Raw genomic sequence first — 22,244 nt, 5'->3', positions numbered from 1 at the left:
TTTCGTGGCTGCAAAGGCGTCCGGCATTTTCAATTTGTGTCACGATACCCCCGCCGTCGCGAAATGAATTGACGCCCCATTCACGCAGGCGACGTCGAATGGTCGCAGGAGAGGCTTTCGATGCGGACGATTCTGGCTGGCCTGGCTGTTGTGGGTTTGGCGTTGTGCAGTGCGGTTGCGAGCACGGTCCGTGCCGCCGAGCCGTCGCCGGAGCTGGTCGCCTACGGCAAGACGCTGGTCGAGGCTGGTGACTGCGCGGGCTGCCACACCGCCGATCCGGCAAAGCCGTTCGCGGGCGGAAAGCGCATCGATACGCCCTTCGGCGCGATCTATGCGCCGAACCTGACGCCCGACCGGGACACCGGGATCGGCGGCTGGGCGGATGCCGATTTCACCCGCGCCCTCCGCTATGGCGTCGCGCCTGACGGCTCGAACTACTATCCGGCCTTCCCCTATCCCTACTTCACGAAGATGACGAAGGACGACACGCTGGCGATCCGCGCCTATCTCGGCACGCTGGCGCCCGTCGTAAGCCGCAACAAGCCGCCGGAGCTGCGCTGGCCGTTCGGTTATCGCGGCCTGATGCGGATCTGGAACACCATGTTTTTCAAGCCCGGCCTGTTCGAGCCGGACCAAAGCCAGAGCGCGGCCTGGAATCGCGGCGGCTATCTGGTCACCGGGCTCAGCCATTGCGGCGCCTGCCATACGCCGAAGAACTATTTTGGCGCGGACAAGCAGGCGCAGGCATTGTCCGGCAACGAGGTCGGCGGCTGGTACGCCCCAAGGCTCGATGGCGCGCCCCGCACCGGGCTGAAGTCGTGGAGCGTCGAGGACATCGCCGAATATCTGCAGAGCGGCCGCAATGCCAAAAGCCATGCCGACGGGTTGATGGCGGAGGTGGTCGTCAGCTCGACCTCGAAGATGAGCGACGCCGATGTGCGCGCGATCGCGGTCTACCTGAAGAGCCTGCCGCCGGCGCGGCGTGAGACGATCGTGACGCCGCCCGATGAGGCCACGATGAAAACCGGCCAGGCGGTCTACGCAAAGTTCTGCATCGCCTGCCACGAAGCCGATGGCACCGGCGCGCCGCGCATCTATCCGCCGCTGCCTGCCAACGCGCTGCTGCAATCGGTCAATCCGTCCTCGACCTTGCGCATCACCCTCGACGGCGCCCACACCGTGACGACGCCGCGCGCGCCCAACACCGGCGAGATGCCGGCCTACGCCAAGCAATTGTCCGACGAGGAGATCGCGGCGGTGGCCAACTACATCCGCAACTCCTGGGGCAATTCGGGCCCGCTGGTGACGCCGGCGCAGGTCGCGAAGGCGCGGAAGCAGCCGTAGCCAGCTCTCTCCCCGTCATTGCGAGCCAACGGGTCCGCGCGAAGCGCGGCCCGATGACAGGCTCCGCGAAGCAATCCAGAGTCCCTCCGCGGAAAGATTTCTGGATTGCTTCGCTGGGCTCGCAATGACGAGGTGGATGGGGCTACCGCTCATCCCCCGTGAACACGAATTTCGGCATCTCCCATTTGTAGCGCACCGCGAGCAGGCGGAAGCTGATGCCGAGGATGAAGGTCAGGATCGTCCAGAGCTCGGCGTTGATGCCGAGGCCGAAGGCGGTCGCATAGAACAGGCCGGTCACGACCGAGACGCTGGCGTAGAGCTCGGAGCGGAACAGCAGCGGTACGTCGTTGCAGAGCACGTCGCGCAACACGCCGCCGGCGCAGCCCGTCACCATGCCCGAGACGATGACGATCGGCAGCGAGACATCCATCTGCCAGGCGATGTCGCAACCGGTCATGGTGAAGACGACGAGGCCGATGGCATCGAGCACGATGAAGGCGAACTGAAGCCGGTGCACGAGGCGCGCGACCAGGATGGTCAGCAGCGCGGCAGCGCCGGGAAGCACGAGATAGATCGGGTTCGCAACCCAGGCCAGCGGATAGTGACCGAGGAACAGGTCGCGCAGCGTGCCACCGCCGAGCGCGGTGATGCTGCCGAGCATGCAGACACCGACATAGTCCATGCTGCGCCGCCCCGCAGCTAGCGCCGCGGTCATGCCCTGCGCCGTCAAGGCAACAAACGCCAGAAGATGCAGCACGCTATCGCTTGGCGGCAGGCTCCACATCGCTTTGTTCCCTTATTCCCGCCGTGGAACTTACGTCCGCGGTTCCAGGATGAACAAGGGTTCATCCGGATTAACAGGTTCCCGATTCCCGACGCGGGGGCAACATGCGACGAAAGCATCAGAGGGGCGGAACAGAATCTCGCATCTATGGGTTGTCCAGCCGCCATAATCGAGGAGACCCAATCGATGGCTGACGAGCGTTTTCCCAACGATCCGTATCGCCCGAATCTCGCCGATGATGAGTATCTCCGTGCGGCGCGACGGGATGCCGACCTTCAGGCCGACCCCGAGCTGGGCGAAGGCCCCGCCTCCAGCGGCAAGGTCGCGCTGTTTGCCGTGGCTGTCGCCCTGGTGCTGGGCGCCGTGTTCTACGGCTTGAACAACACGACCACGGGCAACCAGGCGAGCAATGAGCCGGCGACGAAGACCGCCCAGCAGGCTCCGCCGACCAATCCAGCGGCGCCTCCCGGCATGCGCGACGTGACGCCGCGCAACAACGCCGCGCCGGGCGTGACCACGGGTGTTGCGCCGAGCAAGCCGGCCGCGCCGGATCCGGCCGCTCCGTCTGACGGCACGAAGGCTCCGTCCGACGGCGCGAAGTAAGACCACAACTGTCATCGCCCCGGGCGGGGCATGACACCGAGAGGACGAGAGAGCGGCGGGACACAACATCCCGCCGCTTTTCGTTTGGCTCTATTGCTTGAGCATGATCTCCGCGCAAACGCGTTCCGCGTTTGTCGCGAGGGAAAACCGCTGCACACTTTTCCGGATCATGCTTTAGCCGAACATCTTGTTGAGCTCGCCGCCGGGATAGCCGCTGCCGAGCTCGGTGAACGTCCCCTTCTCCGCCATCTCCTTTGCCGCGCGCATGAAGCCGCCCCAGGCGGCGCGGGCGAGCGAGCCGCCGACGCTGATCCGGCGCACGCCGAGATCTTCGGCCTCCTGCAACGACAGGCCGGAGCCGCCGATCAAGAGGTTGAACGGCTTTGGTGCGACAGCCTTCACCACCGCGGCGATGTCCTCGCGGCTCTTCAGGCCCGGCGCGTAGAGGCAGTCGGCGCCGGCATCCGCGTAGGCGGTGAGCCGGTCGATCACGAGCTTGAGATCGGTCACGCCCCAGAGATATGCTTCGCAGCGGCCGACCAGCAGCGTGCCGCTGTCGCCGATCGCCTTGCGCGAGGCCTTGATGCGCTCGACCGCGAGCGCGCGATCGTAGAGCGGCTTGTCCTTGTCACCGGTGGAATCCTCGATCGACAGCCCAGCGACGCCGGTGCGCACACCGCGCTCGACATTGTCGGCGACCTTGTCGGGCTCGACCGCAAAGCCGCCCTCGAAATCCGCATTCACGGGAATATCGACCGCCGAGCTCAATGCTGCCAGATGCTGACAGACGTCCTCGACGGTGACGTGATTGTCGGCCTTGCCGATGGTCCATGCAAAGCCCGCGCTCGATGACGCTATCGCCTTGAAACCGAGATGCTGCAACGCCTTGGCGCTGCCGACATCGACCGGATTGGGCAGAATGAAGCAGCCGCTCTCGTGCATCTTCCTGAAGGTTGCGCGCTTGTCCGCGGTCGTCACGTGCATGTTTCTCTCCCTTGTTGGCCGCGCAGACATAGGCACGCATTCGGGGCAGTGCTAGTGCGCGTCGTGCACTGCGCGGCTGTCTTTCGGCGCCTCCTCGCGATCATTCATGCCGTAGTCCCTGACGACGCTGGCGATGCGCAGGCGATAGTCGGCAAAGATCTGTGCCCTGCCCCTGGCCTGGGTGCGGCGGTGCTCCATCGTGTTGCGCCAGGCCTGCACGGCCGCCTCATCCCGCCAGAACGACACCGACAGGATCTTGCCCTTCTCGGTCAGGCTCTCGAAGCGCTCGACCGAGATGAAGCCGTCGATGGTTTGCAGGATCGGCTTCAGATCGGCTGCAAGGTCGAAATATGTCTGGCGATGCTCGGGCTTGGGCCAGACCTCGAAGATCACGGCGATCATGGGCGTCTCCTGCTGGCGGTGTCGTGGCCTACAATACCACCTTGCGCAGGAAGGTGCGCTCTTCCGCGAGGATGAACTTGTGTTCCTCGGCGAAATGGAAGTTCGCCATGCCTTCCGCATCCTGGCGCAGCCGGGCGCGATAGGCCTCATAGGCGGCCAGGCTCTCGAAGGTGATCAGCGCGAAGGCGATGTTGTTGGTGCCCTCGTGCGGCATGAAATAGCCGATCAGGTCGCCGCCGCATTTCGGGATGATGGTGAGCCAGCGTTTTGAATATTCCTCGAACTGCGCGCGCTTGAACGGATCGAGCTGGTAGCGGATGAAGACGGTGACGGACATGTGAGGCTCCTGTGTTTCCACATCGTCATTGCGAGCGCAGCGAAGCAATCCAGGTTGTCAGCTCCTCATCCTGAGGAGCGCGGAACGCGCGTCTCGAGGGATGAAGGCCCCGCCGGTGGCCTCGCCCTTCGAGACGCGCGCGCGAGGGCGCGCTCCTCAGGGTGAGGATCGGGCTTCCGATTTTGCTTCGTCATTCGTTCGCAACGACGATGTGGCAACACGCTACGCGCTTGCCCGACTGCAATGCTTCGGCTACCATCGAAGCATGAAATCAGGACCCGACATCGCCATGGTCGCCGCGCTGGTCGGCGACCCCGCCCGCGCCAACATGCTCACGGCGCTGATGAACGGACGCGCGCTGACCGCGAGCGAGCTGGCGCAGGAGGCCGGCATCACGCCGCAGACCGCAAGCTCGCATCTGGCCAAGCTCGAGGCCGGCGGGCTGGTCGAGCCGGAGAAGCAGGGCCGCCACCGCTACTATCGCCTCACCGACGACGACGTAGCCGGCGTGCTCGAAGGCCTTGCGGGGCTCGCCGCGCGCACCGGCCACATGCGCGTGCGCACCGGGCCGAAGGATCCGGCGCTGCGGCGCGCGCGCATCTGCTACGATCATCTCGCCGGCGATCTCGGCGTGCAGATGCTCGACACCATGCGCGAGAGAAACCTGGTCAAGCAGAAGAAGCAGGACATCGAGCTGACCGCCGAGGGCGAGCGCTTCCTCGCCAGACATTTGCAGATCTCGCCCGACATGCTCGCCCATCCGCGGCGGCCGGTGTGCAAGGCCTGCCTCGACTGGAGCGAGCGGCGCCACCATCTCGCCGGCACGCTTGGCGCCACCATGATGCAGCGCTTCACCGAACTGAAATGGGCCGCGCGCGACGCCACGCCCGGCAGCCGCGTGGTGAATTTCACCCGCACCGGCGAGAAGCAGTTTGCGGCGCTGTTCGGCAGTGAGAAGGACTGATCACGCCGGGCGCGCGACGGCACACAATCGCGTGTGAGCTCTCACTCTCGTCATGGCCGGGCTTGACCCGGCCATCCACGCGTTTAAGGCCACCGTCATTCCGGGGCGATGCGAAGCATCGAACCCGGAATCTCGAAATTCCGGGTTCGGTCCTGCGGACCGCCCCGGAATGACGGCTTCAAGCAAGAGACCCCCAAATGAACCGCCTCCTCCCGACCGCGCTCGCCGCCGCCCTTCTCGCCGCTCCTCTCGCCGCTCACGCCGCCGACGCCACTCAGCGCGAGCCCTACGGCATCGCGCTCGAGGGCTTTGCCTATCCCTATCCCGTGCACGTGCTGCCTGTTGTCAACGACGGCGAGCAGCTCGGCATGGCCTATATGGACGTCGCGCCTCAGCAGCCGAACGGCCGCACCGTGGTGCTGCTGCACGGGCGCAATTTCCCGTCGAGCTACTGGGCGCCCGTCATCAGGATGCTGAGCGAAGCCGGTTTCCGCGTCGTGGTGCCGGACCAGATCGGCTTCGGCAAATCCTCCAAGCCGGCGGGCGAGCTGCATTTCGACACGCTGGCGCGCAACACCATCGCGCTGCTCGACCATCTCAAGATCGACAAGGCCGAGATCGTCGCCCATTCGCTCGGCGGCATGCTGGGCGTGCGCATCGCCCGCGCCTATCCCGATAGAGTCGCCCATCTCGTGCTGACCGCGCCGATCGGGCTGGAAGACTATCGCCTCTACGTGCCGCCGACGCCGACCGAGAAGATCATCGAGAGCGAAGACAAGCTCACGGCCGAGGGCTATCGCAAGCAGCTCCAGACCAATTACGCGATCAAGCTGCCGCCGGATCAGATCACGCCCTTCATCGACGCCCGCTTCAACATCAAGGGCAGCCCCGACTATCCGCGCTGGCTGCGCGCCTTCGTCAGCTCCGGCCAGATGATCTATCGCGAGCCGGTCGCGCACGAGGTCGCGCTTGTTTCCGAGCCGACGCTGTTCATCATGGGCGCCGACGACCACAACGCACCGGGCCGTCCGAACGCACCGGAGGCGCTGCGCGCCAAGATGGGACAGAACGCCGAGCTCGCGAAGGCGTTCGCCGCGAAGATGCCGAATGCGCGGGCCGAGGTGATCCCCGACACCGGCCATCTCGTCTTCCTGGAAGCGCCGGAGAAGTACCGGGAGCTGGTGCTCGGCTTTCTCGGCCGCTAGCGACGCCGGCGTGTCGCCTGGAGCAGGATGCGGGCAGTGTTCATGCCGCATTCAGGTCATGATTGACAGATTTGGATCGCGACGTGTCGGCACGTATCTCCCCAAATTTAACGTGTCGAATCGTGTCTTTTGATTCATCGTGCGCCACGAGCGCCAGTCCCTTAAGACCTGCCCCCAAGAATCTCCCCCCAAGGACGAGAAGGAAGATCAGATGAAATATCTCTTCGCCGCCGTGATGCTCGCCAGCGCGGTCGTTGGTTTCAGCGAAGCGGCCAGCGCCGCGGAGGGCTGTGGTCCCGGCTGGTATCGTGGCCGCTATGGCAACTGCCGTCCGATGGGCGGGCGTCCACCGGTCGTGGTCGTGGCACCCCGCCCCGCGCCGGTCGTCGTCGTGCGTCCGCGCGGGTGCCCCTATGGCCTGCGCTGGTACGCCGGCCGCTGCCGTCCGTTCTGATCCCGTATTTTCGCATGGCGAAATGGCCGCGCGGCGAAAGCCTGCGCGGCCTTTTTCCTTTGAGCGACCTCCAGCACATTGACTTGCAGGAGCCAGAATCAAAACGGGGACCGCGAACCGCGATCCCCGTCCGGATTTCGATTGCCGAGCGCTTACCAGTAGCGGCGATGCCAGCGCCGGCGGCGCCAGCCCCAGTGCCTGTGACGCCAGCCCCAGTGTCTGTGGCCCCAGCCCCGGTGGCGACCGTGCCAGTGCACCTGTTCGGGCTTGAGCCGTGCGGCTTCATCGCTGGTGGTGACGGCGGGATGAGCGTCCGGGTTACCCTGCGGCAGGCGGGAATCACCGAGCGGCTGCGGCGCCAGCGGCGCGGCCTGTGCGGCGGCGGTGAACGCGGCGGCACCCGCTGCGGCACCGAATGCGAGTTTCAGAAAATTGCGGCGTTCCATGTCATCTTCCTCTCGGGCAAGCGTTGATGATGCCGAGCAAGTGTCGGGCCCGCGATATGAACTTTGGCTGAATCGAGCGTTCAGATTCGTTGCATAGGTGACAGGAGAGCCTGTGGCCGTAGCCCTACTTCGCAAACTCCTGCGCCAGCACCAGCATCTCGCGCGTGCGCGTCACCTCGGGCCAGTCGCGGTTGAAATCGGCGAGGAGCTTTTTCAGCGCGTCACCTTTCAGCATCGCCGCGAGCTTGGCCTCGTCGTCAAACTGATACATCGCCTGGTGCAGCGAGGGATCGTCGAGGCTCCAGAAGCGCCAGGCTTTGCTCACGCCGAACGCCTTGACCGCATCGGGCACATGCTCGGTCTCATACCATTTGTCGAAGGCGGCACGCTTGCTCGCGTCGGTGACGGTGGCACGGACAACGAAGAAGGCTGACGGCATCGGGTTTCCTCCCTGTTATTTGGCATGAGACTAGCCATTCATGTCGCCGGCGACAAAAAGAGTTGGCACCGGTGTCGGAACGCACACCCCTCGCCCGTCCTACGCCTGGACAGCACACGGAGACACTGCATGGCCGCCCTCACCCTCACCACCTTCGACTGGGTTCCCGAGATGCCCAGGGGTTTCGTCCGCGACCTTCGCGTGCGCTGGGCGCTCGAAGAGGCCGCCTTGCCGTACCGCGTCGCGAGCGTGCCGTTCGGCCCGCGGGACGCCGCGCATTTCGCGCACCAGCCCTTCGGCCAGGTGCCGTGGCTGACCGACGGCGACCTCTCGATCTTCGAGAGCGGCGCGATCCTGCTGCATCTGGGTGAGCGCAGCGCGAAGCTGATGCCGACCGACCCGCACGGCCGCACCAAGGCGATGGAGTGGGTGCTCGCCGCGCTCAATTCGGTGGAGATGCCGGCCCTGCCCTGGACGATGTTCAAGTTTACCGGCAGTGACGATGGCTCACCTGCCGTGAAGTTCGTCGACGACTTCCTCAAGCTCCGCCTCAAGCACATGGAGACGGTGCTGGCCGGCCGCGAATGGTTGGCGGGGCCCTTCTCCGTCGCCGACATCCTGATGTCGGACGTGCTGCGCGTCGTCGATCGCTTCGATGGGTTGGCGGCACATCCAGCCTGCCGCGCCTACGTCGCGCGCGCCACGGCCCGCCCGGCCTTCGCCAAGGCGCACGCCGACCAGATGGCGCATTTCGCTGCGGCGGATGGGGCACGCTAACGCAGACGGATTAGCGAAGCGCAATCCGCCAATGTCCGCCTCAACAAAATTGGTGGGTTACGCCGGCGAACTGCACTTCGCGCAGTCGCAAGGCTCACCCACCCTACGCGCTCAACCTGTACCACCCTGGCTTCTAGTTTTGCGAACGCGTAAAGGGGACAAAACGCACGAGAGCGACGCCGCGCGTCGTCGTCTTGCCGGGGGCGATTTTTTCGACGACTGTGAGCTGCTGAGTGGTGTAACCGGGTCCCAACGGCATGACGAGACGGCCCCCCACTTTGAGCTGCTCAATCAGCGGCGACGGTGGCTGCCCGAGCGCGGCAGTCACGACGATGGCGTCAAAAGGACCGCATTCGGGCCAGCCGTCGTAGCCGTCGCCAAGCCTGACGCTCACGTTGTCATACGCGAGGTCTCTTAGTCTTTTCGCTGCGGTCTCGGCCAATTGCGGGATGATCTCGATGCTGCAGACCTTTCGCGCGAGCTGCGCGAGGATGGCGGCCTGGTAGCCCGAACCGGTACCGACTTCGAGCACAACCTGATCGGGCGCGACCTCGGCCAACTGGGTCATCAAGGCCACAATGTACGGCTGCGAAATGGTCTGGCCGAGGCCGATTGGTATCGGTCTATCGGCGTATGCGATAGAGCAAGATTGCTCAGGGATGAACAGGTGGCGTTTCGTTTGCGCCATGGCCTCAAGGACCCTCTCCGACAGGCCTTGCTGTCCCAAAACACCGGCAGCGGACCGGGCGTAGGCCCGGATGGTCTCGACCATGGCGGCGCGCTCGCGGACGCATTGTGCGTCCTGTGCGGTCGCTTCCCACGCGACGACACCCATGGCGAACACGAACAGTGGCAAGACCTTCATGATCGTGCGCTCTCCAAGAGGGGCACAATTCACGTCGACCGCTTGAGCGCTAACCCTGCGCGTAAGATCCGACCTCGCCCCGCAAGCGAGGCGAGGTTTGCTTAAGCTCAGGTGCCCTCGAACTTGAACGACACGTTGAGTTTAGCGCGATAGGCCTCTACTTTTCCTTTGGCGTCCAGCTGAATATCGAGCTTGACGACCTCTGCGACACGAAGGTCACGAAGAGATTTTGCAGCCTGCTCGACCGCGTTGGCGGCGGCCTTTTCCCAGGAATCGCTGCTGGTGCCGATCAGTTCTATGACCTTGTAGACGCTCTCAGGCATGTCGTCCTCCCGTTCGGTATGAAGCAGGAAGCAGGTGCTCCCTGCCACAGTCGAGCCTAGCACGATATCGGCGCTGAAAGGACGGTGCCAAGACCTGGTAACCAGCGGGTCCAATGATCCATTGCCCCTCCCAACCCGGTCGGACTCGGCTCATTGAGCCCGCGTCGCAACAACGTCGCGGTAGCCCGTTAGCCCGTATTCCTGACCGCTTCAGCTAGCATGGCGTAAAGCTGGTGCTTGCTGAATTCCTTGGGTTGCTTGTTTGTTGTCTTCCGCGACACCTTCTTGGCTGCCGGTTGGGCACAGGCAACCAACAACGCCGGCTCTCGCTTCCGGACCGACCTTATCTTGGGTTTTGCTGTTGGCGGCTTGTGGCCACGCGTCAGGCCCAAGCGAGTTAGCCTGCCGCAGACAGCGTTACGGCTACACCCGAGACGGCGCGCAATCTGCGCGGCACTCTGTCCTTGGATCCAGAGTTTTTTGAGCAGCGCTACGTCTTTCGCATCCCAACTCATGGGAGATATTGTACGCCAACTGCCATCCACTTTTCTAGTCTTCGTCTGGCTCGCGTACGACCGCCGGTTCGTCGTCGTCCCCCTCCTCTTCTCCCTCCTCGTCCTCGTCCTCGTCCTCGTCATCAGGATCCCGGGGCGGCATCTTGCCGCCCTTGATCACAAAGCGACTCCAATCCATCGAGCCGGTGGGAAATTCTTCGGGGATGTTTTGCTTCATGGTGTTGCTCCTCGGGTCTGGAGCTAGAGAGCGCCGGTGATTAATGTGCCGGGCATCTTGCGGTTGTGGGTTCGACGCTCTTGTCGATGCAGGCCCGTCGCTTCGGCTGCATCCAGCCACTACAGCTTGTAGCCGATCTTTCGCAGCAGGTCTTTCCGCCACGCAATGTCCTCGTCGGTTTCGACACCCAGCGGTGAGGCGCCATCCACCACCCCGAGCACGCCGCAGCCCTGCTCCGTTTGCGCGACGATCACTTGTGTGGGGTTGGCCGTCGCGCAGTAGATGCGGCAGACCTCCGGCACCGCGCGCACCGCAGCCAGCACGTTGACTGGAAAGAATCCGTCGCCCAGGAAGATCAGGAATGCATGGCCGGCGCCGATGGCCATTGCGTTGTCGCGTGCAAGCGCGATTGCGGCTTCGTCGTTCCCCGACCAGCGCACCAGCCGCTTGCCGGAGGCCTCGCAGAAGGCCAGCCCGAAACGGATGCCCGGAACTGCGCCCACCAGCGCCTCATGGAGGTCTTCCACAGTCTTGATGAAATGCGACTGGCCGAAGATGAAGTTGGTTGCGTCCGGCTTGACGATCGGCACCACGGTGAGTTCCATGGCTGCGCTCCTTCAAGGTCCCAACGCCGTTCATGGTAGGCCACCAGAAGGCAATTGCAAGCGGCCAGAGACGGCCGATTTCGCGCTGGAAGCCGCTGGCAGCGAAGCAAGGGACGGGCGAAGCCGGGGCAGTGAACGATGTCGGACGTGCTGCGCCTCGTCGATCACTTCGACGGGTTGACGGACCATCCGGCCTGCCGCGCCTACGTCGCGCGCGCGACGGCCCGCCCGGCCTTTGCCAAGGCGCACGCCGACCAGATGGCGCATTTCGCTGCGGCGGATAAGGCGCGCGCCGGAGCGTGACGAGCCTCACATAATTAATCCGGTGCTCGCCATAGGCTCACCTCCATCGGAACGAAACAATTTGGGACAAACTATTCCGGCGGAAGGTGACACATGGCCCGCATCGAATTTCTGAAAGAGCAGCTTGCCCGCGCAGAGAGGCTGGCAAAGACCATCCTCGACCAGCACACCGTGGAGCGGCTTCAGGCGTTCGCGGCCGAATGCCGCGAGGAGTTGCAGACCCTGACGCGCAGGGCTGCGGCGTGATGCGAGTGAGCGCCCACCAAGGGGCGCGTCACACCAGCTTCATCGGCGCATCGGCAACCACGCGCAGGTCGATCCTGCCGATCAGCTGAGATCGAAGCGCCTCCGCATCACCGATTGCGCTCTCCGTCTGCCGCAACGTGCTGACATTCGAGCCGAGCGAGACAATTCCGCCGAGCACCAGAGCGATCGATCCGAGCGCCGCGGTCTGTCCCGCTCCCAACAGGCCAAGGATCGCGAACAACAGCAGCGCGCCCCCACCGCCGATGGCGATCTTGGACGCCAGAATGTACTTCCGGCACCGCTCGGCGACCTCGGCGAGCCGCTCGATCCGATCTTCGATCTGTGAAATCTCGTCGGTCTGATCGTCTTCGGTCATCGGATTTTGATCGAGGATGCCAAATCAGAAGCGTAGCCAGTAGCCCGCATGAGCGAAGCGACATGCGGGACTCTTGCGTGGAAACCCGGATGTCGCTTCGCTCATCCGGGCTACTCATCCCTCACAGCGGCAAATTGTCGTGCTTCTTCGCCGGCGCCTCGACCTTCTTGTCCTTGAGCATCGCCAGCGCCCTTGCGATCCGCTTGCGGGTCGAGTGCGGCATGATCACGTCGTCGATGTAGCCGCGCTCGGCGGCGATGAAGGGCGACAGGAAGCGGTCTTCGTATTCCTTGGTGCGCGCGGCGATCTTGTCGGGGTCGCCGATGTCACTGCGGAAGATGATCTCGACCGCGCCCTTGGCGCCCATCACCGCGATCTGGGCGGTCGGCCAGGCGTAGTTCATGTCGGCGCCGATCTCCTTGGAGGCCATGACGTCGAAGGCGCCGCCATAGGCCTTGCGGGTGATGATGGTGACCAGCGGCACGGTGCACTGCGAATAGGCGAACAGGAGCTTGGCGCCGTGCTTGATCAGGCCGCCATATTCCTGCGCGGTGCCGGGCAGGAAGCCCGGCACGTCCACGAAGGTGACGATCGGGATGTTGAAGGCATCGCAAAAACGAACAAAGCGCGCCGCTTTCCGCGAGGCGTCGCTGTCGAGCACACCGGCCAGCACCATCGGCTGGTTGGCGACGAAGCCGACGGTACGGCCGGCGATGCGGCCGAAGCCGGTGACGATGTTCTTGGCAAAGGACTCCGCGATCTCGAAGAAGTCGCCCTCGTCCACGACCTTCAGGATCAACTCCTTCATGTCGTAGGGCTTGTTCGGATTGTCGGGGATCAGCGTGTCCAGGGACATGTCGACGCGGCCGATGTCGTCGAAGCTCGGCCATTCCGGCACGCCGTCGGTGTTGTTGGACGGCAGGAAGTCGATCAGGCGCCGCATCTGCAGCAGCGTCTCGACGTCGTTCTCGAAGGCGCCATCGGCGATCGAGGAGCGCGTGGCGTGCACCGAGGCGCCGCCGAGCTCTTCGGCGGTGACGACCTCGTTGGTGACGGTCTTCACGACGTCGGGGCCGGTGACGAACATGTAGCTGGTGTTCTTCACCATGAAGATGAAGTCGGTCATCGCGGGCGAATAGACGTCGCCGCCGGCGCAGGGGCCCATGATGACGGAGATCTGCGGGATCACGCCGGAAGCGAGCACGTTGCGGCGGAACACATAGGAATAGCCGGCGAGCGCGGCGACGCCCTCCTGGATGCGGGCGCCGCCCGCGTCATAAAGGCCGATGATGGGCGCCCGCGCCTTCATCGCCATGTCCTGCAATTTGGTGATCTTCAGCGCGTGGGTCTCGGACAGCGAGCCGCCGAACACCGTGAAATCCTTGGCAAAGACAAAAGTCTTGCGGCCGTTGACGGTGCCCCAGCCGGTGACGACGCCGTCACCCGGGATCTTGTTCTTCTCCATGCCGAATTCGGTGGAGCGGTGCTCGACGAACATGTCGAACTCCTCGAACGATCCCTTGTCGAGCAGGAGCTCGATGCGCTCGCGCGCGGTCAGCTTGCCGCGGGCGTGCTGCGCCTCGATGCGCTTCTCCCCGCCGCCGAGCTTTGCGCCGGCACGACGATCTTCAAGGGCGTCCAGGATATGTTTCATTTGCTCCCGCCAGTTCTTAGCCTAAATGCGATTGCCGGGGGTTCTAACACGGCATTTTGCGGGCCGGGAAGCCGCTTTCGGGCTCGCAGGGCTGCCTTGCCGCAGCGGGAAAGCGCAAGGAATTACAGAGTTTTGCCTGGGAGGCGACGATGGACCAAGGAACGGCCGAGACCGGCACTGTGACGGGCGGTGTCAACATCCTGCTGCGGCTGGAGGGCCTGACCCTGTTCGCAGGGATGGTGATGCTCTACTGGGCCTGGGATGGGTCCTGGCTGGTGTTTGCCGTGCTCTTCTTCGTGCCCGACCTGAGCTTCCTGGCATACCTTTCGGACGCCAGGTTCGGCGCGCTGGTCTACAACGCCGCCCACAGCTACATGGCGCCGGTGGCGCTGCTGACGCTGGGCTTCGGCCTCGCCTCGCCGCTCACCTTGTCCATCGCCTTGATCTGGCTGGCCCATATCGGCATCGACCGGGCGCTGGGCTATGGCCTGAAATACTCGGCCGGGTTCGGCTTTACCCATCTCGGGCGGATTGGCCGGCAGAAGGACGCCTGATCCCGCGCGCGACCTGGCGGCGGGATGATCGATTTTGTCCGTGCTGGTCGGTTGACCCGGCGCGCCGATTCAGGCTTGCTTCGGGCTTACGATCAGGCGCCGAATGTTGCGTGAGCCCAGTCGGTACGGCGGCGGTCCTCACGTCTGACTGCAAGCATCACCTCATGTCCGCGACGGTCGTCCCCCTGCCGCCGAACTCGTCGTCCGAAACCGTCGACTTCCTGCGGCGCATGGCCAGCATGGTGTCGGGACGGAACGGCGAGATGCTGCTGCGTGCCGCAAGCCTGATCGAGTCGCTGACGCAGCGGGCGAAGTCAGCCGAGCGGCTCTATCATCAGCAGCATGAAGAGAACACACGCCATGTCGAGCTGCGCGAGGCCGCCGAGCTTGCCTCCGACGCCATGGTCGCCCAGATCGAGGCGCTGCGGGCACAGCTTACCGAGGTGACGGCGGCTGCGGCAGCCGAGCGTGCGGCGTTCGATGCCGAGCGCGGCAAGCTGCTCGGCCTGATGCAGGCCGCGGAAAGCCACATCGGCAAGCTCAGCACCGAGCTCGATACGCTACGCGCCTCCGTCGATAGCTTCAACGAGACCGTGGTCTCCGTGCCGATCGAGGTGCTGCGGCTGGCGCGGACGCAGTTCGATTATCTCTCCGGTGGCTTTGCCAGAAGCGGCGACGTGATCTCGCAGGCCATGAGCGAGATCGGCGGCTTTGCCATAGACCAGGCGCTGACGACGAAGAAGACGGCCGACAAGGCCTGAGGCCGCCGCGCACCAAATTGACAGCGCGCGAGCCCGTTGTTCTACTGCAAAAAAATATCAGGGAGAATCCGATGCCGAGGGCATTCCGCGTCGCTGCCGCACTCATCGCGCTTTGCGCCTCAACCGCGCTCGCCAGCGCGCAATCCCTTCCCAAGGAAGTCGCCACCCGCGCCGAGATCTACCCGATCCCCTCGCTCACCCTCTCCGACCAGCAATTCCTCAGCGGCGATGCGGCCGCCGGCAAGCCGGTGACGGTCGCGGGCGAATTCCGCGTCGCGCAGGGCAGTGGAAAACTCCCCGTCGTGGTGCTGATGCACGGCTCCAGCGGCGTCGGCGCCACCACGGAAGCCTGGGTCCACGCCTTCAACGCCATGGGCATCTCGACCTTCGTGATCGACGGCTTCACCGGCCGCGGACTGACGGTGGTCGGACCGAACCAGGCCCTGCTCGGCCGGCTCAATCTGATCGTCGACATCTACCGCTCGCTCGAGATTTTGGCGAAGCATCCCCGCGTCGATCCTGACCGCATCGTGCTGATGGGCTTTTCGCGCGGCGGACAGGCAACGCTCTATGCTAGCCTCGACCGCTTCAACAAGCTCTGGAACAAGTCCGGCATCCAGTTCGCCGCCTATATCCCGTTCTATCCGGATTGCTCGACGAGCTATGTCGGCGATACCGAGGTCACGGCGCGCCCGATCCGCATCTTCCACGGCACGCCAGACGACTACAACCCCGTGAAAAGCTGCAAGGCCTTCGTCGAGCGACTCAAGACCGCCGGGCGCGACGTGGTGCTGACCGAATACCCCGATAGCGCCCACGGCTTCGACAGCGGCCTGCTCGGCGTCGCCACCGTGGCTGTCTCAGCCAACGCGCAGACCGTGCGCAATTGCCAGATCAAGGAAGGCGACGGCGGCGTGCTGATGAACGCCAGCACGCAGGCGCCCTTCACCTACAGGGACGCCTGCGTCGAGCTCAATCCCCATGTCGGCGGCAATCCCGCAACCGCCGCCGAGTCGCGCAAGGCCGTGGAGGAATTCTTGCAGGCGCTGTTCAAGCTGGGATGAAAGGCAGCCGGGCCCCTGTCGAGACGCCCGCTTTGCGGGCTCCTCACCATGAGACGCGATGCCGTAGGGTGGGCAAAGCGAAGCGTGCCCACCTACTACGGATCACCGTGTGGAGAGATGGTGGGCACGGCGCTGCGCGCCTTTGCCCACCCTACTTCTGTTCAAGCTTGGCCAGGCGACGGCAGCGCCCCATACTCCGTCATTGCGAGCGCAGCGAAGCAATCCAGAATCTTTCCGCGGAGGGGCTCTGGATTGCTTCGCTGCGCTCGCAATGACGCGTGGCGAGAGGCGCGCTCGCAATGACGAGAGGAGCGCGGGACGCGCGTATCGAACCATGAAGGCCCCGATCTCGCCCCGCAACTATCCTTCGAGACGCCCGCTACGCGGGCTCCTCAGGATGAGGACGGAGGCTTGTGAGGCAGCAGATCAGCGCAGTTGCGCTCAGACCGCGCCGATCTCGGCAAGGCAGGCTTGCGTCAGCGGCATGCGCTCGCCGACGAGGCGCGGCTCGGTGCAGTCCATGTTGAGCGCGAACACGGTGTGCGCCTCGCCCTTCTCGGCCCAGCCGACCATCCAGCCCAGCGACGGCTCGCCGCGCTCGGCGCCCAGGAGGCCGGACTTGGCGCGGATGACGCTATCGCCGACCTTGGTCACCGGCAGGATGTCAGCGACGAGATCCTGGCTGCGCTTGGAAATCGGCAGCGCGCGCCGCCGCAGCCGGTCGACGAAATCGATCTGCTCGACCGGATCGATGCGCAAAGCGCCTGTGAGCCAGAACTGGTCGATGCCGCCGCCGATGTCGCGATTGCCATAGTCGAACAGATCGACGTACTTCTGCATGCGCTCCTGCCCGATCCGGCGCGCGATCTCCTGATAGACCGGCACCGCACTGACCGCGATCGCACTGCGCAGCGTGTGATCCTTGTTCCACGCCTCGATTCCGCGCTTCACGCCGTCCCAGGGGAACACGTCCTTGTCGGGATCTGTGACCACGCCGGTCTCCAGCGCGATCAGCGAGTTCGGGATCTTGAAGGTCGAGGCCGGCAGCTTGCCCTCGCCCGAGCGCTCCTTGTCGCTGGCGACGATCAGATAGTCCTCGACCTTGTAGCCGACAAAGGTGCCTGATGTGCCGAGATCGGCGAAGCGTTTTGCCAGGCTGTCGCGGATCTCGTTGCGCGGCGGCGCGACATGGGCGAGCGCACGCGACGGCAGGATCGCGGTTGCGGCGAGAAGGCCGAGGGTGAAACGGCGAGTGATCACGTGAATGTCCGTTGAGCGATGGAATTGGCGGCGACCATGCAGCCGCTATCATGGTGAAACGATGACAGCTACCTAGCCCGGCCCGACAGCCGCAGCACGAACACCAGCACTTCGGCGACGGCCTTGTAGAGATCGGGCGGGATCTCCTCGCCAAGCTCGACCTTGGACAGCGCTCCGGCCAGGATTTCGTTCTCCTCGATCGGGATGTCGTTGGCCCTGGCGATCTCGACGATTTTTTCGCCGATCGTGCCCTTGCCCTTGGCGACGACGACCGGCGCGTTGGTGCCCTTCTCGTAATGCAGCGCGATCGCGAGCTTGGACTGGTCGCTCATGTGGCGCGATCCAGGAAGTGGCCGGCGCGGGCCGGTGCCGGCTGCGGCGGCGTGCCGTCGCGCACCACGATGTCGCCGGGCTTGAGCTCGGCCCTGGTCAGCGCCTGATTGAGATCACCGATCCCGGCGCGGAGTTGCTGCGCGGTCGCCGGCCGCTCCGCCCACATCCGCACGAAGGTCTTGTCGCCGTTCAGCGTGATCAAGGCATGCACGGGGCCGGCCGGCTCGACGTTGAGCGTGAAGCGCGCACGCCAGGCGCGTTTGGCGGGATCTGCGGATTCGTTGCCGCCGTCGCGCGAGATCTCGAACTGCGCCATGGCGGTCCCCTGCGGTGTCGCAAAGGGAATCTCGAAATTCCACTGCGGCACGGCCGGATCGACGCGGTGCCCGGAGGCATCGGTGCGATCGGGGAGCGAGGCGACCTGGAGCAAGGTCTGCCGCGCGATCGCGGCATTGGTGTCGTCGAGCAGACGGTGCACGGTCGCAGCCAGCGGCGTATCCGGCACGATCGATGGCGAGGCGATGGACTGCGGCGACGGCAGCGCGCCGCGGAATGGCGGTGGCGTCGCGCGCGCGGCGGCCTCGAAGATGTGGCCATCGGGCACGGCCTTGTTCGAGCCCGGCAAATTGCCGATCATGCGCGGCAGGTTTTGCGTGACCTCCTGCAAGAGGCTCGCGGCAAGGCCTGCGGACATGGTTCGCGGGCCCGCCGCCTGCGGTGTTGCGCCCGCCATGTCGGCCAGCACGGCGGCTGCGAGCGCAGCGCCGCGCGGCATTTGCGTCGGCTGGGCGATCTCCGGATTGGGCGACGGCAATGCCGCTTGCGCGGCCTCGCCCGCCGCCTGAAGTGCGGACGCTGCGGTCTGCGGCGTGGGAGTCACGCTTGTCGGCGGCGCGGTGCCTTGCGCCGGTGCCTGCGGCGCGCCGGTCTCGAGCGCGCCTGAGGTCGCGGCCAGCGTCTGGCGCAGCACCAGCAGCGCTGCCTTCAGGTCCGGCACCGCGCCCGACGACGGCATCGCGCCCGCGGCAAGCGAAGCCTCGAGAAACAGCCCTGACTTCTGGAAGGCGGATTCGATGTCGCCGCCATCAAGCGCTGTATTGAGCGGCGTCTGCTGCGCCAGCACGTCCAGCACCGCCTGCTTCAATCCCGCCGGCAGACCGCTTCCGGTCACGACGGAGGCCAGATTGGCGAACAGCGGCGCCTGGCTGCCCTGCTTGCTCGCGGCCTCGGCCGAAGCCATCGTGACCGCGACCTGCTCCGATGGGCTCAAAGTGTTGCGCGCCGCGCTCGCGGACGGCACGAGCGACGGGCTGTCGACCAGCGAAGCCGCGGCCGGCGTCAGCGTGACCTGATCGGCGGCCGCCTCGCCTGCGCCGCCCATGACGGCGAGGCGGATGGTGCCGTCGTTCTGCGACACCGCGAGCTGGAGATTTTGTCCCGGCGACAGCGCGACTTCCGACATCACGTCGAGGGAAAGATTTGCAATCGCGATCCGCACCAGATTGTCGGCGAGTACGCTGACCACTCTGGCGTCGACGACGCTGCCGGCCTGAAGCACGAGGTCAGGCGTCGCCGCATCAGCCACGGGGCTGGCAGCACTGACGGGAGTAATGGAACTGATCGGCGTCGCCATCTCAGGGGCCCAGGAGCACGGGCCACCCTAACGCCGGCGTCGTAAACCTCTCGTTAAGGACCTTCGGCGGCGGATGGCTCGACCGCCGCCAGAACTGCGACGGCAGCGTTGAAGTCCCGCGCGCGGGCGGCCCGGCGTGCCGCGGCCTCCTCGTCCACGCCCCATTGGTCGGTGTTCCAGTCCTCATCGACATGGGCGGCGGCCCAGACCTGGTCGGCCTCGCGCACGCCATGGGCCAGGGCCAGCGCCAGCAGCGCCGAGCCGGTCAGGGTCGTCACCACATGGAGCGCCGCGACCGACCAGGCATCCCCGGGCAGGGCTGCGCGGGCGGCCTCAATGGCCTCGTCCGGCTGCTTCACATGCATGACGCCCTCGGACAGGATGAAATGCGCCCCCAGCGTCTCCGCGGCCCAGAACAGCACGGGGTCCCAATGCGTGGCCTCGCGGGCCACGAGCGCCTCGGGATGGCCGGCGCGATAGAACAGCAGGTCGGACTCGAAATATTTTGCAAGATCGTCCCTGACGAGCTCGACGCGATCGACCACGCCCTCGACCACGCTGTTGGCGATCCGCGTCAGCGGCATGGTCACGGGATCGATCGTCTCGCCCTGGGCCGCCCATTCGGCGGCGACCGCGTCGGCCAGCGCGCGTGAGGGGATCACCACCTGGCGGCCGGACGGCGTGCGGATCGGCTTGCCGTCGAGCGTGATGGCGAAGCCGCCTTCGGTCCCGGCGACGCCGGCCTCCTTGTAGAAGCGCTTACGCTGCGGCGTGCGCGCGGACTGGCGGGCCGCCTCGCGTGGATCGCGCGGGGATTGCCTCGCAACTTCGTCGAACAATTCGCGCATCTCAGTTTTCGGCCCTACTCGCTCAGTGCTAGGCTTGTACGACAAGACCGGCGCCCGATAAAGCGAGCGGCAGGCATGAGGGAACTTGCGGGTATTGTGGCCCTGGTCGCCGGGCTTTGGCTGGCCGCGGCTGAGGCCGGCTTTCGAAGCCCGGAATCGCTGGTCCGCAACGTCTATGCCCATTACGGCCAGGGCGTGCCGGAGCTGTCAAAGGGCCTGCCGCGGGATGGCGCCACCGCCCGGCAATTCTTCGATTTCCCGCTGCGCAAGGCCTGGAGCACACCGAGGGCCGAGCCCTATGATTTCCTGGTGCAGAGCCCGAGCTGGAAGCTCGGCCCGGTCGCGATCGCGGTCGTGCGGAGGCAATACGACAAGACCTATGTCGCGGCGAATTTCGACAATCACGGCCGCCGGGTGACGCTGAACTTCATCCTCGTCAACGGCCCCGAAGGCTGGCTGATCACGGATGTCGAGACCCCGCACGACAGCTTGCGCATGTTTCTGGAGCAGTTTCGGAATTGAGGGGGTGTGGGGACGTGCCCACAACCATCGCTGTCATGCCCCGCGAAGGCGGGGCATCCAGTACGCCGCGGCGGATGTGGTGAGAGCGAGCTCTCTAACGCCGGTCTCTGGAATACTGGATCGCCCGCCTTCGCGGGCGATGACAGCGAGAACGTGGCTAGTCCCGCGCCTTACTCGTTCGCGCGCCCCTACTCTTCCGGCGCGTTCTCGATCGGATCGAACCGGCTTGCATCGAGCCCGAGCAGATTCCACGACTGCTGCATGTGCGGCGGCAGCGGGGCGGTTGCGTCGATCACGCCGCCGCGCGGATGCTGAATGACGATGCGGCGCGCGAGCAGATGCAGCCGGTTTTGCAGCCCGCCCGGCAGCTGCCAGTTCTCAATGTTGAAATATTTGGGATCGCCGACGATGGGATGGCCGATATGCTCCATATGCGCGCGGAGCTGATGGGTGCGGCCCGTCACCGGCTTCAACGACACCCAGGTCAGCTTGTTGCCGGCGGTCTCGACCACGGCATAATAGGTCACCGCGTGGCTGGCGCCCTCATCGCCGTGCTGGGCGATGCGCATGATGGTGTCGTCCTCGCTCTCTTCCTTCGCAAGGAAGGTCGAGATGCGACCCTGCTTCGGCTTCGGCAGACCCGGCACCAGCGCCCAATAGGTTTTTCGCGCGGACCGCGAACGGAAGGCACCGGTCAGATGCGAGGCGGCAAATCGCGTCTTGGCGATCAGCAGGCAGCCCGACGTCTCCCTGTCGATGCGGTGCACGAGGCGCGGCTTCTGGCCCTTGGCATCGCGCATCACCTCCAGCATCTGGTCGATGTGCCGTGTCATGCCCGAGCCGCCCTGCACGGCAAGTCCGGCCGGCTTGTTCAGCACGAGGACGTCGTCGTCCTCGTAGATCGTCATCTCCTTCAGCGCGGCAAGCGTCTTTTGGGCGCCTTCCGATAGCTCGCCGGCGGCCTTCGGCGTGTCGAGCTTCAGCGGCGGAATGCGGACGCTCTGGCCCTCCTCCAGTCGATCTTTGCTGTCGACACGCTTGCCATCGACGCGGAGCTCGCCTTTGCGGACGACGCGCTGGATGTGGGAGAACGACAGGCCGGGAAAGCGCGCCTCGAGGAAGCGATCAACGCGCATGTTGTTCTCGTCGGCCGTCACCTTGACGGTCTGCACCTTGGTCGGCAGCAGCGCCTCGACGGGCTTCGCCGGCGTCGACGCCTCGGGCGCAGCAGCTTTGGGCGGGCGCCGCTCGGCACGCTCGGCCGCAAAACGCGGCGGCTTCGCACCCGGTTTGGCGCCAGGCCGCGGCCCCGCCTTCTTGGCGCTGCGCGCCTTGAACGGACGTGCGTCATCGCGCTCGTCACGCGAACGGGGCTTCGGGTTCATTCTCTTGATGCGACGGCTCATGGTTGCCTGCGTACCCTAAA

Annotated in this window: 29 protein-coding genes and 1 pseudogene; 12 read left to right on the top strand and 18 right to left on the bottom strand. The window is 65.2% G+C overall.

Annotated elements, in window-relative coordinates; genetic code table 11:
* Positions 1 to 120: 120 nt before the first annotated feature.
* The gene (locus tag A3M7_RS0141865; protein WP_027549241.1) at positions 121 to 1,344 is read left to right on the top strand and encodes a cytochrome c; all 1,224 of its coding nucleotides are present in this window, start codon (positions 121 to 123) and stop codon (positions 1,342 to 1,344) included.
* A 142-nt stretch (positions 1,345 to 1,486) separates the two neighbouring features.
* Here the strand turns inward: A3M7_RS0141865 and A3M7_RS0141860 are convergent, their stop codons facing one another.
* Positions 1,487 to 2,128: a trimeric intracellular cation channel family protein gene (locus A3M7_RS0141860; RefSeq protein ID WP_027549240.1), complete on the bottom strand. Its 642-nt coding sequence runs from the start codon at positions 2,126 to 2,128 to the stop codon at positions 1,487 to 1,489.
* Between the two features lie 186 nt (positions 2,129 to 2,314).
* Between A3M7_RS0141860 and A3M7_RS0141855 the strand changes: the two genes are divergently transcribed.
* The gene (locus A3M7_RS0141855) at positions 2,315 to 2,731 is read left to right on the top strand and encodes a hypothetical protein (RefSeq protein WP_027549239.1); all 417 of its coding nucleotides are present in this window, start codon (positions 2,315 to 2,317) and stop codon (positions 2,729 to 2,731) included.
* 174 nt (positions 2,732 to 2,905) lie between these two features.
* Here A3M7_RS0141855 and A3M7_RS0141850 read toward each other — a convergent pair whose 3' ends face one another.
* The 3 genes from A3M7_RS0141850 to A3M7_RS0141840 are packed head-to-tail and all read right to left on the bottom strand — an operon-like array spanning position 2,906 to position 4,454.
* Positions 2,906 to 3,715 (bottom strand): oxaloacetate decarboxylase, encoded by an 810-nt coding sequence (locus A3M7_RS0141850; RefSeq protein ID WP_027549238.1) that lies wholly within the window; start codon positions 3,713 to 3,715, stop codon positions 2,906 to 2,908.
* A 51-nt stretch (positions 3,716 to 3,766) separates the two neighbouring features.
* Positions 3,767 to 4,117, bottom strand: a complete 351-nt coding sequence (locus A3M7_RS0141845; RefSeq protein WP_027549237.1) for an antibiotic biosynthesis monooxygenase — start codon at positions 4,115 to 4,117, stop codon at positions 3,767 to 3,769.
* Positions 4,118 to 4,145: 28 nt separating this feature from the next.
* A complete protein-coding gene (locus A3M7_RS0141840) occupies positions 4,146 to 4,454 on the bottom strand; it encodes an NIPSNAP family protein (protein WP_018647290.1) in 309 nt (102 codons plus the stop codon).
* A 265-nt stretch (positions 4,455 to 4,719) separates the two neighbouring features.
* Between A3M7_RS0141840 and A3M7_RS0141835 the strand changes: the two genes are divergently transcribed.
* The 3 genes from A3M7_RS0141835 (at position 4,720) to A3M7_RS0141825 (ending at position 7,077) form a co-directional block, all read left to right on the top strand.
* Positions 4,720 to 5,418, top strand: a complete 699-nt coding sequence (locus tag A3M7_RS0141835) for an ArsR family transcriptional regulator (RefSeq protein ID WP_027549236.1) — start codon at positions 4,720 to 4,722, stop codon at positions 5,416 to 5,418.
* 197 nt (positions 5,419 to 5,615) lie between these two features.
* Positions 5,616 to 6,623 carry an alpha/beta fold hydrolase gene (locus A3M7_RS0141830; RefSeq protein WP_027549235.1) on the top strand — a complete coding sequence of 336 codons (1,008 nt, stop codon included), beginning with the start codon at positions 5,616 to 5,618 and terminating at the stop codon, positions 6,621 to 6,623.
* Positions 6,624 to 6,834: 211 nt separating this feature from the next.
* Complete coding sequence (locus A3M7_RS0141825) at positions 6,835 to 7,077, top strand: GCG_CRPN prefix-to-repeats domain-containing protein (protein WP_027549234.1); 243 nt, start codon at positions 6,835 to 6,837, stop codon at positions 7,075 to 7,077.
* A gap of 152 nt (positions 7,078 to 7,229) precedes the next feature.
* On the opposite strand, the gene A3M7_RS0141820 is transcribed toward A3M7_RS0141825, so the two are convergent.
* Positions 7,230 to 7,523 (bottom strand): twin-arginine translocation signal domain-containing protein, encoded by a 294-nt coding sequence (locus A3M7_RS0141820; protein WP_027549233.1) that lies wholly within the window; start codon positions 7,521 to 7,523, stop codon positions 7,230 to 7,232.
* Between the two features lie 124 nt (positions 7,524 to 7,647).
* Positions 7,648 to 7,962: a hypothetical protein gene (locus A3M7_RS0141815; RefSeq protein ID WP_027549232.1), complete on the bottom strand. Its 315-nt coding sequence runs from the start codon at positions 7,960 to 7,962 to the stop codon at positions 7,648 to 7,650.
* A gap of 129 nt (positions 7,963 to 8,091) precedes the next feature.
* On the opposite strand from A3M7_RS0141815, the gene A3M7_RS0141810 reads away from it, so the two are divergent.
* Positions 8,092 to 8,739: a glutathione S-transferase family protein gene (locus A3M7_RS0141810; protein WP_027549231.1), complete on the top strand. Its 648-nt coding sequence runs from the start codon at positions 8,092 to 8,094 to the stop codon at positions 8,737 to 8,739.
* A 133-nt stretch (positions 8,740 to 8,872) separates the two neighbouring features.
* Here A3M7_RS0141810 and A3M7_RS0141805 read toward each other — a convergent pair whose 3' ends face one another.
* From A3M7_RS0141805 to A3M7_RS0141790, 5 genes are all read right to left on the bottom strand, one after another.
* Positions 8,873 to 9,604: a protein-L-isoaspartate(D-aspartate) O-methyltransferase gene (locus A3M7_RS0141805; RefSeq protein ID WP_049824022.1), complete on the bottom strand. Its 732-nt coding sequence runs from the start codon at positions 9,602 to 9,604 to the stop codon at positions 8,873 to 8,875.
* 107 nt (positions 9,605 to 9,711) lie between these two features.
* Positions 9,712 to 9,927 (bottom strand): dodecin family protein, encoded by a 216-nt coding sequence (locus A3M7_RS0141800; RefSeq protein ID WP_027549229.1) that lies wholly within the window; start codon positions 9,925 to 9,927, stop codon positions 9,712 to 9,714.
* Positions 9,928 to 10,115: 188 nt separating this feature from the next.
* Positions 10,116 to 10,442, bottom strand: coding sequence for a GcrA family cell cycle regulator (locus A3M7_RS45740; protein WP_049824021.1), 327 nt, complete (start codon positions 10,440 to 10,442; stop codon positions 10,116 to 10,118).
* 34 nt (positions 10,443 to 10,476) lie between these two features.
* The gene (locus A3M7_RS0141795) at positions 10,477 to 10,659 is read right to left on the bottom strand and encodes a hypothetical protein (protein WP_027549228.1); all 183 of its coding nucleotides are present in this window, start codon (positions 10,657 to 10,659) and stop codon (positions 10,477 to 10,479) included.
* Positions 10,660 to 10,778: 119 nt separating this feature from the next.
* Positions 10,779 to 11,264: an adenosine-specific kinase gene (locus A3M7_RS0141790; protein ID WP_027549227.1), complete on the bottom strand. Its 486-nt coding sequence runs from the start codon at positions 11,262 to 11,264 to the stop codon at positions 10,779 to 10,781.
* 138 nt (positions 11,265 to 11,402) lie between these two features.
* Here A3M7_RS0141790 and A3M7_RS48115 point away from each other — a divergent pair.
* Both A3M7_RS48115 and A3M7_RS50180 read left to right on the top strand, forming a co-directional pair.
* Positions 11,403 to 11,567 (top strand): annotated as a pseudogene (locus A3M7_RS48115) (glutathione S-transferase family protein); the annotation flags it as partial.
* A 93-nt stretch (positions 11,568 to 11,660) separates the two neighbouring features.
* Complete coding sequence (locus A3M7_RS50180) at positions 11,661 to 11,813, top strand: hypothetical protein (RefSeq protein ID WP_198033913.1); 153 nt, start codon at positions 11,661 to 11,663, stop codon at positions 11,811 to 11,813.
* Positions 11,814 to 11,841: 28 nt separating this feature from the next.
* Here A3M7_RS50180 and A3M7_RS0141775 read toward each other — a convergent pair whose 3' ends face one another.
* Positions 11,842 to 12,189 (bottom strand): hypothetical protein, encoded by a 348-nt coding sequence (locus tag A3M7_RS0141775; RefSeq protein ID WP_027549226.1) that lies wholly within the window; start codon positions 12,187 to 12,189, stop codon positions 11,842 to 11,844.
* A 121-nt stretch (positions 12,190 to 12,310) separates the two neighbouring features.
* On the bottom strand, positions 12,311 to 13,843 hold the full coding sequence (locus A3M7_RS0141770; RefSeq protein WP_027549225.1) for an acyl-CoA carboxylase subunit beta: 1,533 nt from the start codon (positions 13,841 to 13,843) through the stop codon (positions 12,311 to 12,313).
* A gap of 149 nt (positions 13,844 to 13,992) precedes the next feature.
* Between A3M7_RS0141770 and A3M7_RS0141765 the strand changes: the two genes are divergently transcribed.
* The 3 genes from A3M7_RS0141765 to A3M7_RS0141755 all read left to right on the top strand — a co-directional run bounded on the left by A3M7_RS0141765 (position 13,993) and on the right by A3M7_RS0141755 (position 16,222).
* Positions 13,993 to 14,397: a DUF4260 domain-containing protein gene (locus A3M7_RS0141765; protein WP_027549224.1), complete on the top strand. Its 405-nt coding sequence runs from the start codon at positions 13,993 to 13,995 to the stop codon at positions 14,395 to 14,397.
* 164 nt (positions 14,398 to 14,561) lie between these two features.
* Positions 14,562 to 15,158, top strand: a complete 597-nt coding sequence (locus A3M7_RS0141760; protein ID WP_027549223.1) for a hypothetical protein — start codon at positions 14,562 to 14,564, stop codon at positions 15,156 to 15,158.
* Positions 15,159 to 15,229: 71 nt separating this feature from the next.
* Complete coding sequence (locus A3M7_RS0141755; RefSeq protein WP_027549222.1) at positions 15,230 to 16,222, top strand: dienelactone hydrolase family protein; 993 nt, start codon at positions 15,230 to 15,232, stop codon at positions 16,220 to 16,222.
* A 441-nt stretch (positions 16,223 to 16,663) separates the two neighbouring features.
* Here the strand turns inward: A3M7_RS0141755 and blaOXA are convergent, their stop codons facing one another.
* The 4 genes from blaOXA to A3M7_RS0141735 all read right to left on the bottom strand — a co-directional run bounded on the left by blaOXA (position 16,664) and on the right by A3M7_RS0141735 (position 20,296).
* Positions 16,664 to 17,482 carry a class D beta-lactamase gene (gene blaOXA / locus A3M7_RS0141750; protein WP_027549221.1) on the bottom strand — a complete coding sequence of 273 codons (819 nt, stop codon included), beginning with the start codon at positions 17,480 to 17,482 and terminating at the stop codon, positions 16,664 to 16,666.
* A gap of 68 nt (positions 17,483 to 17,550) precedes the next feature.
* Entirely contained in the window at positions 17,551 to 17,814 is a 264-nt protein-coding gene (locus A3M7_RS0141745; RefSeq protein WP_027549220.1) for an EscU/YscU/HrcU family type III secretion system export apparatus switch protein, read from the bottom strand.
* Positions 17,811 to 19,448, bottom strand: a complete 1,638-nt coding sequence (locus tag A3M7_RS0141740; RefSeq protein ID WP_027549219.1) for a flagellar hook-length control protein FliK — start codon at positions 19,446 to 19,448, stop codon at positions 17,811 to 17,813. The genes A3M7_RS0141745 and A3M7_RS0141740 overlap by 4 nt, the downstream gene beginning before the upstream one ends.
* A gap of 53 nt (positions 19,449 to 19,501) precedes the next feature.
* Complete coding sequence (locus A3M7_RS0141735; protein ID WP_027549218.1) at positions 19,502 to 20,296, bottom strand: ATP12 family chaperone protein; 795 nt, start codon at positions 20,294 to 20,296, stop codon at positions 19,502 to 19,504.
* Positions 20,297 to 20,371: 75 nt separating this feature from the next.
* Here A3M7_RS0141735 and A3M7_RS0141730 point away from each other — a divergent pair, with 75 nt between their 5' ends.
* The gene (locus A3M7_RS0141730) at positions 20,372 to 20,818 is read left to right on the top strand and encodes a hypothetical protein (RefSeq protein ID WP_027549217.1); all 447 of its coding nucleotides are present in this window, start codon (positions 20,372 to 20,374) and stop codon (positions 20,816 to 20,818) included.
* A 188-nt stretch (positions 20,819 to 21,006) separates the two neighbouring features.
* Here A3M7_RS0141730 and A3M7_RS0141725 read toward each other — a convergent pair whose 3' ends face one another.
* The gene (locus A3M7_RS0141725; RefSeq protein WP_027549216.1) at positions 21,007 to 22,224 is read right to left on the bottom strand and encodes an RluA family pseudouridine synthase; all 1,218 of its coding nucleotides are present in this window, start codon (positions 22,222 to 22,224) and stop codon (positions 21,007 to 21,009) included.
* Between the last annotated feature and the right edge of the window lie 20 nt (positions 22,225 to 22,244).

Origin of the sequence: Bradyrhizobium sp. WSM2254, assembly GCF_000472645.1 — a bacterium.
GTDB lineage: Bacteria > Pseudomonadota > Alphaproteobacteria > Rhizobiales > Xanthobacteraceae > Bradyrhizobium > Bradyrhizobium niftali.
Note: the sequence above shows the minus strand (reverse complement) of the source record. Positions and strands in the feature narration are given on the sequence as shown.

What these genes read in the sequence shown, in the direction of transcription:
- A3M7_RS0141860 (WP_027549240.1), bottom strand. Translation starts at nt 2,128, where the DNA reads ATGTGGAGCCTGCCGCCAAGCGATAGCGTGCTGCATCTTCTGGCGTTT.
- A3M7_RS0141830 (WP_027549235.1), top strand. Translation starts at nt 5,616, where the DNA reads ATGAACCGCCTCCTCCCGACCGCGCTCGCCGCCGCCCTTCTCGCCGCT.
- A3M7_RS0141735 (WP_027549218.1), bottom strand. Translation starts at nt 20,296, where the DNA reads ATGCGCGAATTGTTCGACGAAGTTGCGAGGCAATCCCCGCGCGATCCA.
- A3M7_RS0141865 (WP_027549241.1), top strand. Translation starts at nt 121, where the DNA reads ATGCGGACGATTCTGGCTGGCCTGGCTGTTGTGGGTTTGGCGTTGTGC.
- A3M7_RS0141775 (WP_027549226.1), bottom strand. Translation starts at nt 12,189, where the DNA reads ATGACCGAAGACGATCAGACCGACGAGATTTCACAGATCGAAGATCGG.
- A3M7_RS0141845 (WP_027549237.1), bottom strand. Translation starts at nt 4,117, where the DNA reads ATGATCGCCGTGATCTTCGAGGTCTGGCCCAAGCCCGAGCATCGCCAG.
- A3M7_RS0141760 (WP_027549223.1), top strand. Translation starts at nt 14,562, where the DNA reads ATGTCCGCGACGGTCGTCCCCCTGCCGCCGAACTCGTCGTCCGAAACC.
- A3M7_RS0141850 (WP_027549238.1), bottom strand. Translation starts at nt 3,715, where the DNA reads ATGCACGTGACGACCGCGGACAAGCGCGCAACCTTCAGGAAGATGCAC.
- A3M7_RS0141725 (WP_027549216.1), bottom strand. Translation starts at nt 22,224, where the DNA reads ATGAGCCGTCGCATCAAGAGAATGAACCCGAAGCCCCGTTCGCGTGAC.
- A3M7_RS0141765 (WP_027549224.1), top strand. Translation starts at nt 13,993, where the DNA reads ATGGACCAAGGAACGGCCGAGACCGGCACTGTGACGGGCGGTGTCAAC.
- A3M7_RS0141825 (WP_027549234.1), top strand. Translation starts at nt 6,835, where the DNA reads ATGAAATATCTCTTCGCCGCCGTGATGCTCGCCAGCGCGGTCGTTGGT.
- A3M7_RS0141815 (WP_027549232.1), bottom strand. Translation starts at nt 7,962, where the DNA reads ATGCCGTCAGCCTTCTTCGTTGTCCGTGCCACCGTCACCGACGCGAGC.
- A3M7_RS0141790 (WP_027549227.1), bottom strand. Translation starts at nt 11,264, where the DNA reads ATGGAACTCACCGTGGTGCCGATCGTCAAGCCGGACGCAACCAACTTC.
- A3M7_RS0141820 (WP_027549233.1), bottom strand. Translation starts at nt 7,523, where the DNA reads ATGGAACGCCGCAATTTTCTGAAACTCGCATTCGGTGCCGCAGCGGGT.
- A3M7_RS0141795 (WP_027549228.1), bottom strand. Translation starts at nt 10,659, where the DNA reads ATGAAGCAAAACATCCCCGAAGAATTTCCCACCGGCTCGATGGATTGG.
- A3M7_RS0141800 (WP_027549229.1), bottom strand. Translation starts at nt 9,927, where the DNA reads ATGCCTGAGAGCGTCTACAAGGTCATAGAACTGATCGGCACCAGCAGC.
- A3M7_RS50180 (WP_198033913.1), top strand. Translation starts at nt 11,661, where the DNA reads ATGGCCCGCATCGAATTTCTGAAAGAGCAGCTTGCCCGCGCAGAGAGG.
- A3M7_RS0141810 (WP_027549231.1), top strand. Translation starts at nt 8,092, where the DNA reads ATGGCCGCCCTCACCCTCACCACCTTCGACTGGGTTCCCGAGATGCCC.
- A3M7_RS0141755 (WP_027549222.1), top strand. Translation starts at nt 15,230, where the DNA reads ATGCCGAGGGCATTCCGCGTCGCTGCCGCACTCATCGCGCTTTGCGCC.
- A3M7_RS45740 (WP_049824021.1), bottom strand. Translation starts at nt 10,442, where the DNA reads ATGAGTTGGGATGCGAAAGACGTAGCGCTGCTCAAAAAACTCTGGATC.
- A3M7_RS0141745 (WP_027549220.1), bottom strand. Translation starts at nt 17,814, where the DNA reads ATGAGCGACCAGTCCAAGCTCGCGATCGCGCTGCATTACGAGAAGGGC.
- A3M7_RS0141855 (WP_027549239.1), top strand. Translation starts at nt 2,315, where the DNA reads ATGGCTGACGAGCGTTTTCCCAACGATCCGTATCGCCCGAATCTCGCC.
- A3M7_RS0141770 (WP_027549225.1), bottom strand. Translation starts at nt 13,843, where the DNA reads ATGAAACATATCCTGGACGCCCTTGAAGATCGTCGTGCCGGCGCAAAG.
- A3M7_RS0141835 (WP_027549236.1), top strand. Translation starts at nt 4,720, where the DNA reads ATGAAATCAGGACCCGACATCGCCATGGTCGCCGCGCTGGTCGGCGAC.
- A3M7_RS0141730 (WP_027549217.1), top strand. Translation starts at nt 20,372, where the DNA reads ATGAGGGAACTTGCGGGTATTGTGGCCCTGGTCGCCGGGCTTTGGCTG.
- A3M7_RS0141840 (WP_018647290.1), bottom strand. Translation starts at nt 4,454, where the DNA reads ATGTCCGTCACCGTCTTCATCCGCTACCAGCTCGATCCGTTCAAGCGC.
- A3M7_RS0141805 (WP_049824022.1), bottom strand. Translation starts at nt 9,604, where the DNA reads ATGAAGGTCTTGCCACTGTTCGTGTTCGCCATGGGTGTCGTCGCGTGG.
- A3M7_RS0141740 (WP_027549219.1), bottom strand. Translation starts at nt 19,448, where the DNA reads ATGGCGACGCCGATCAGTTCCATTACTCCCGTCAGTGCTGCCAGCCCC.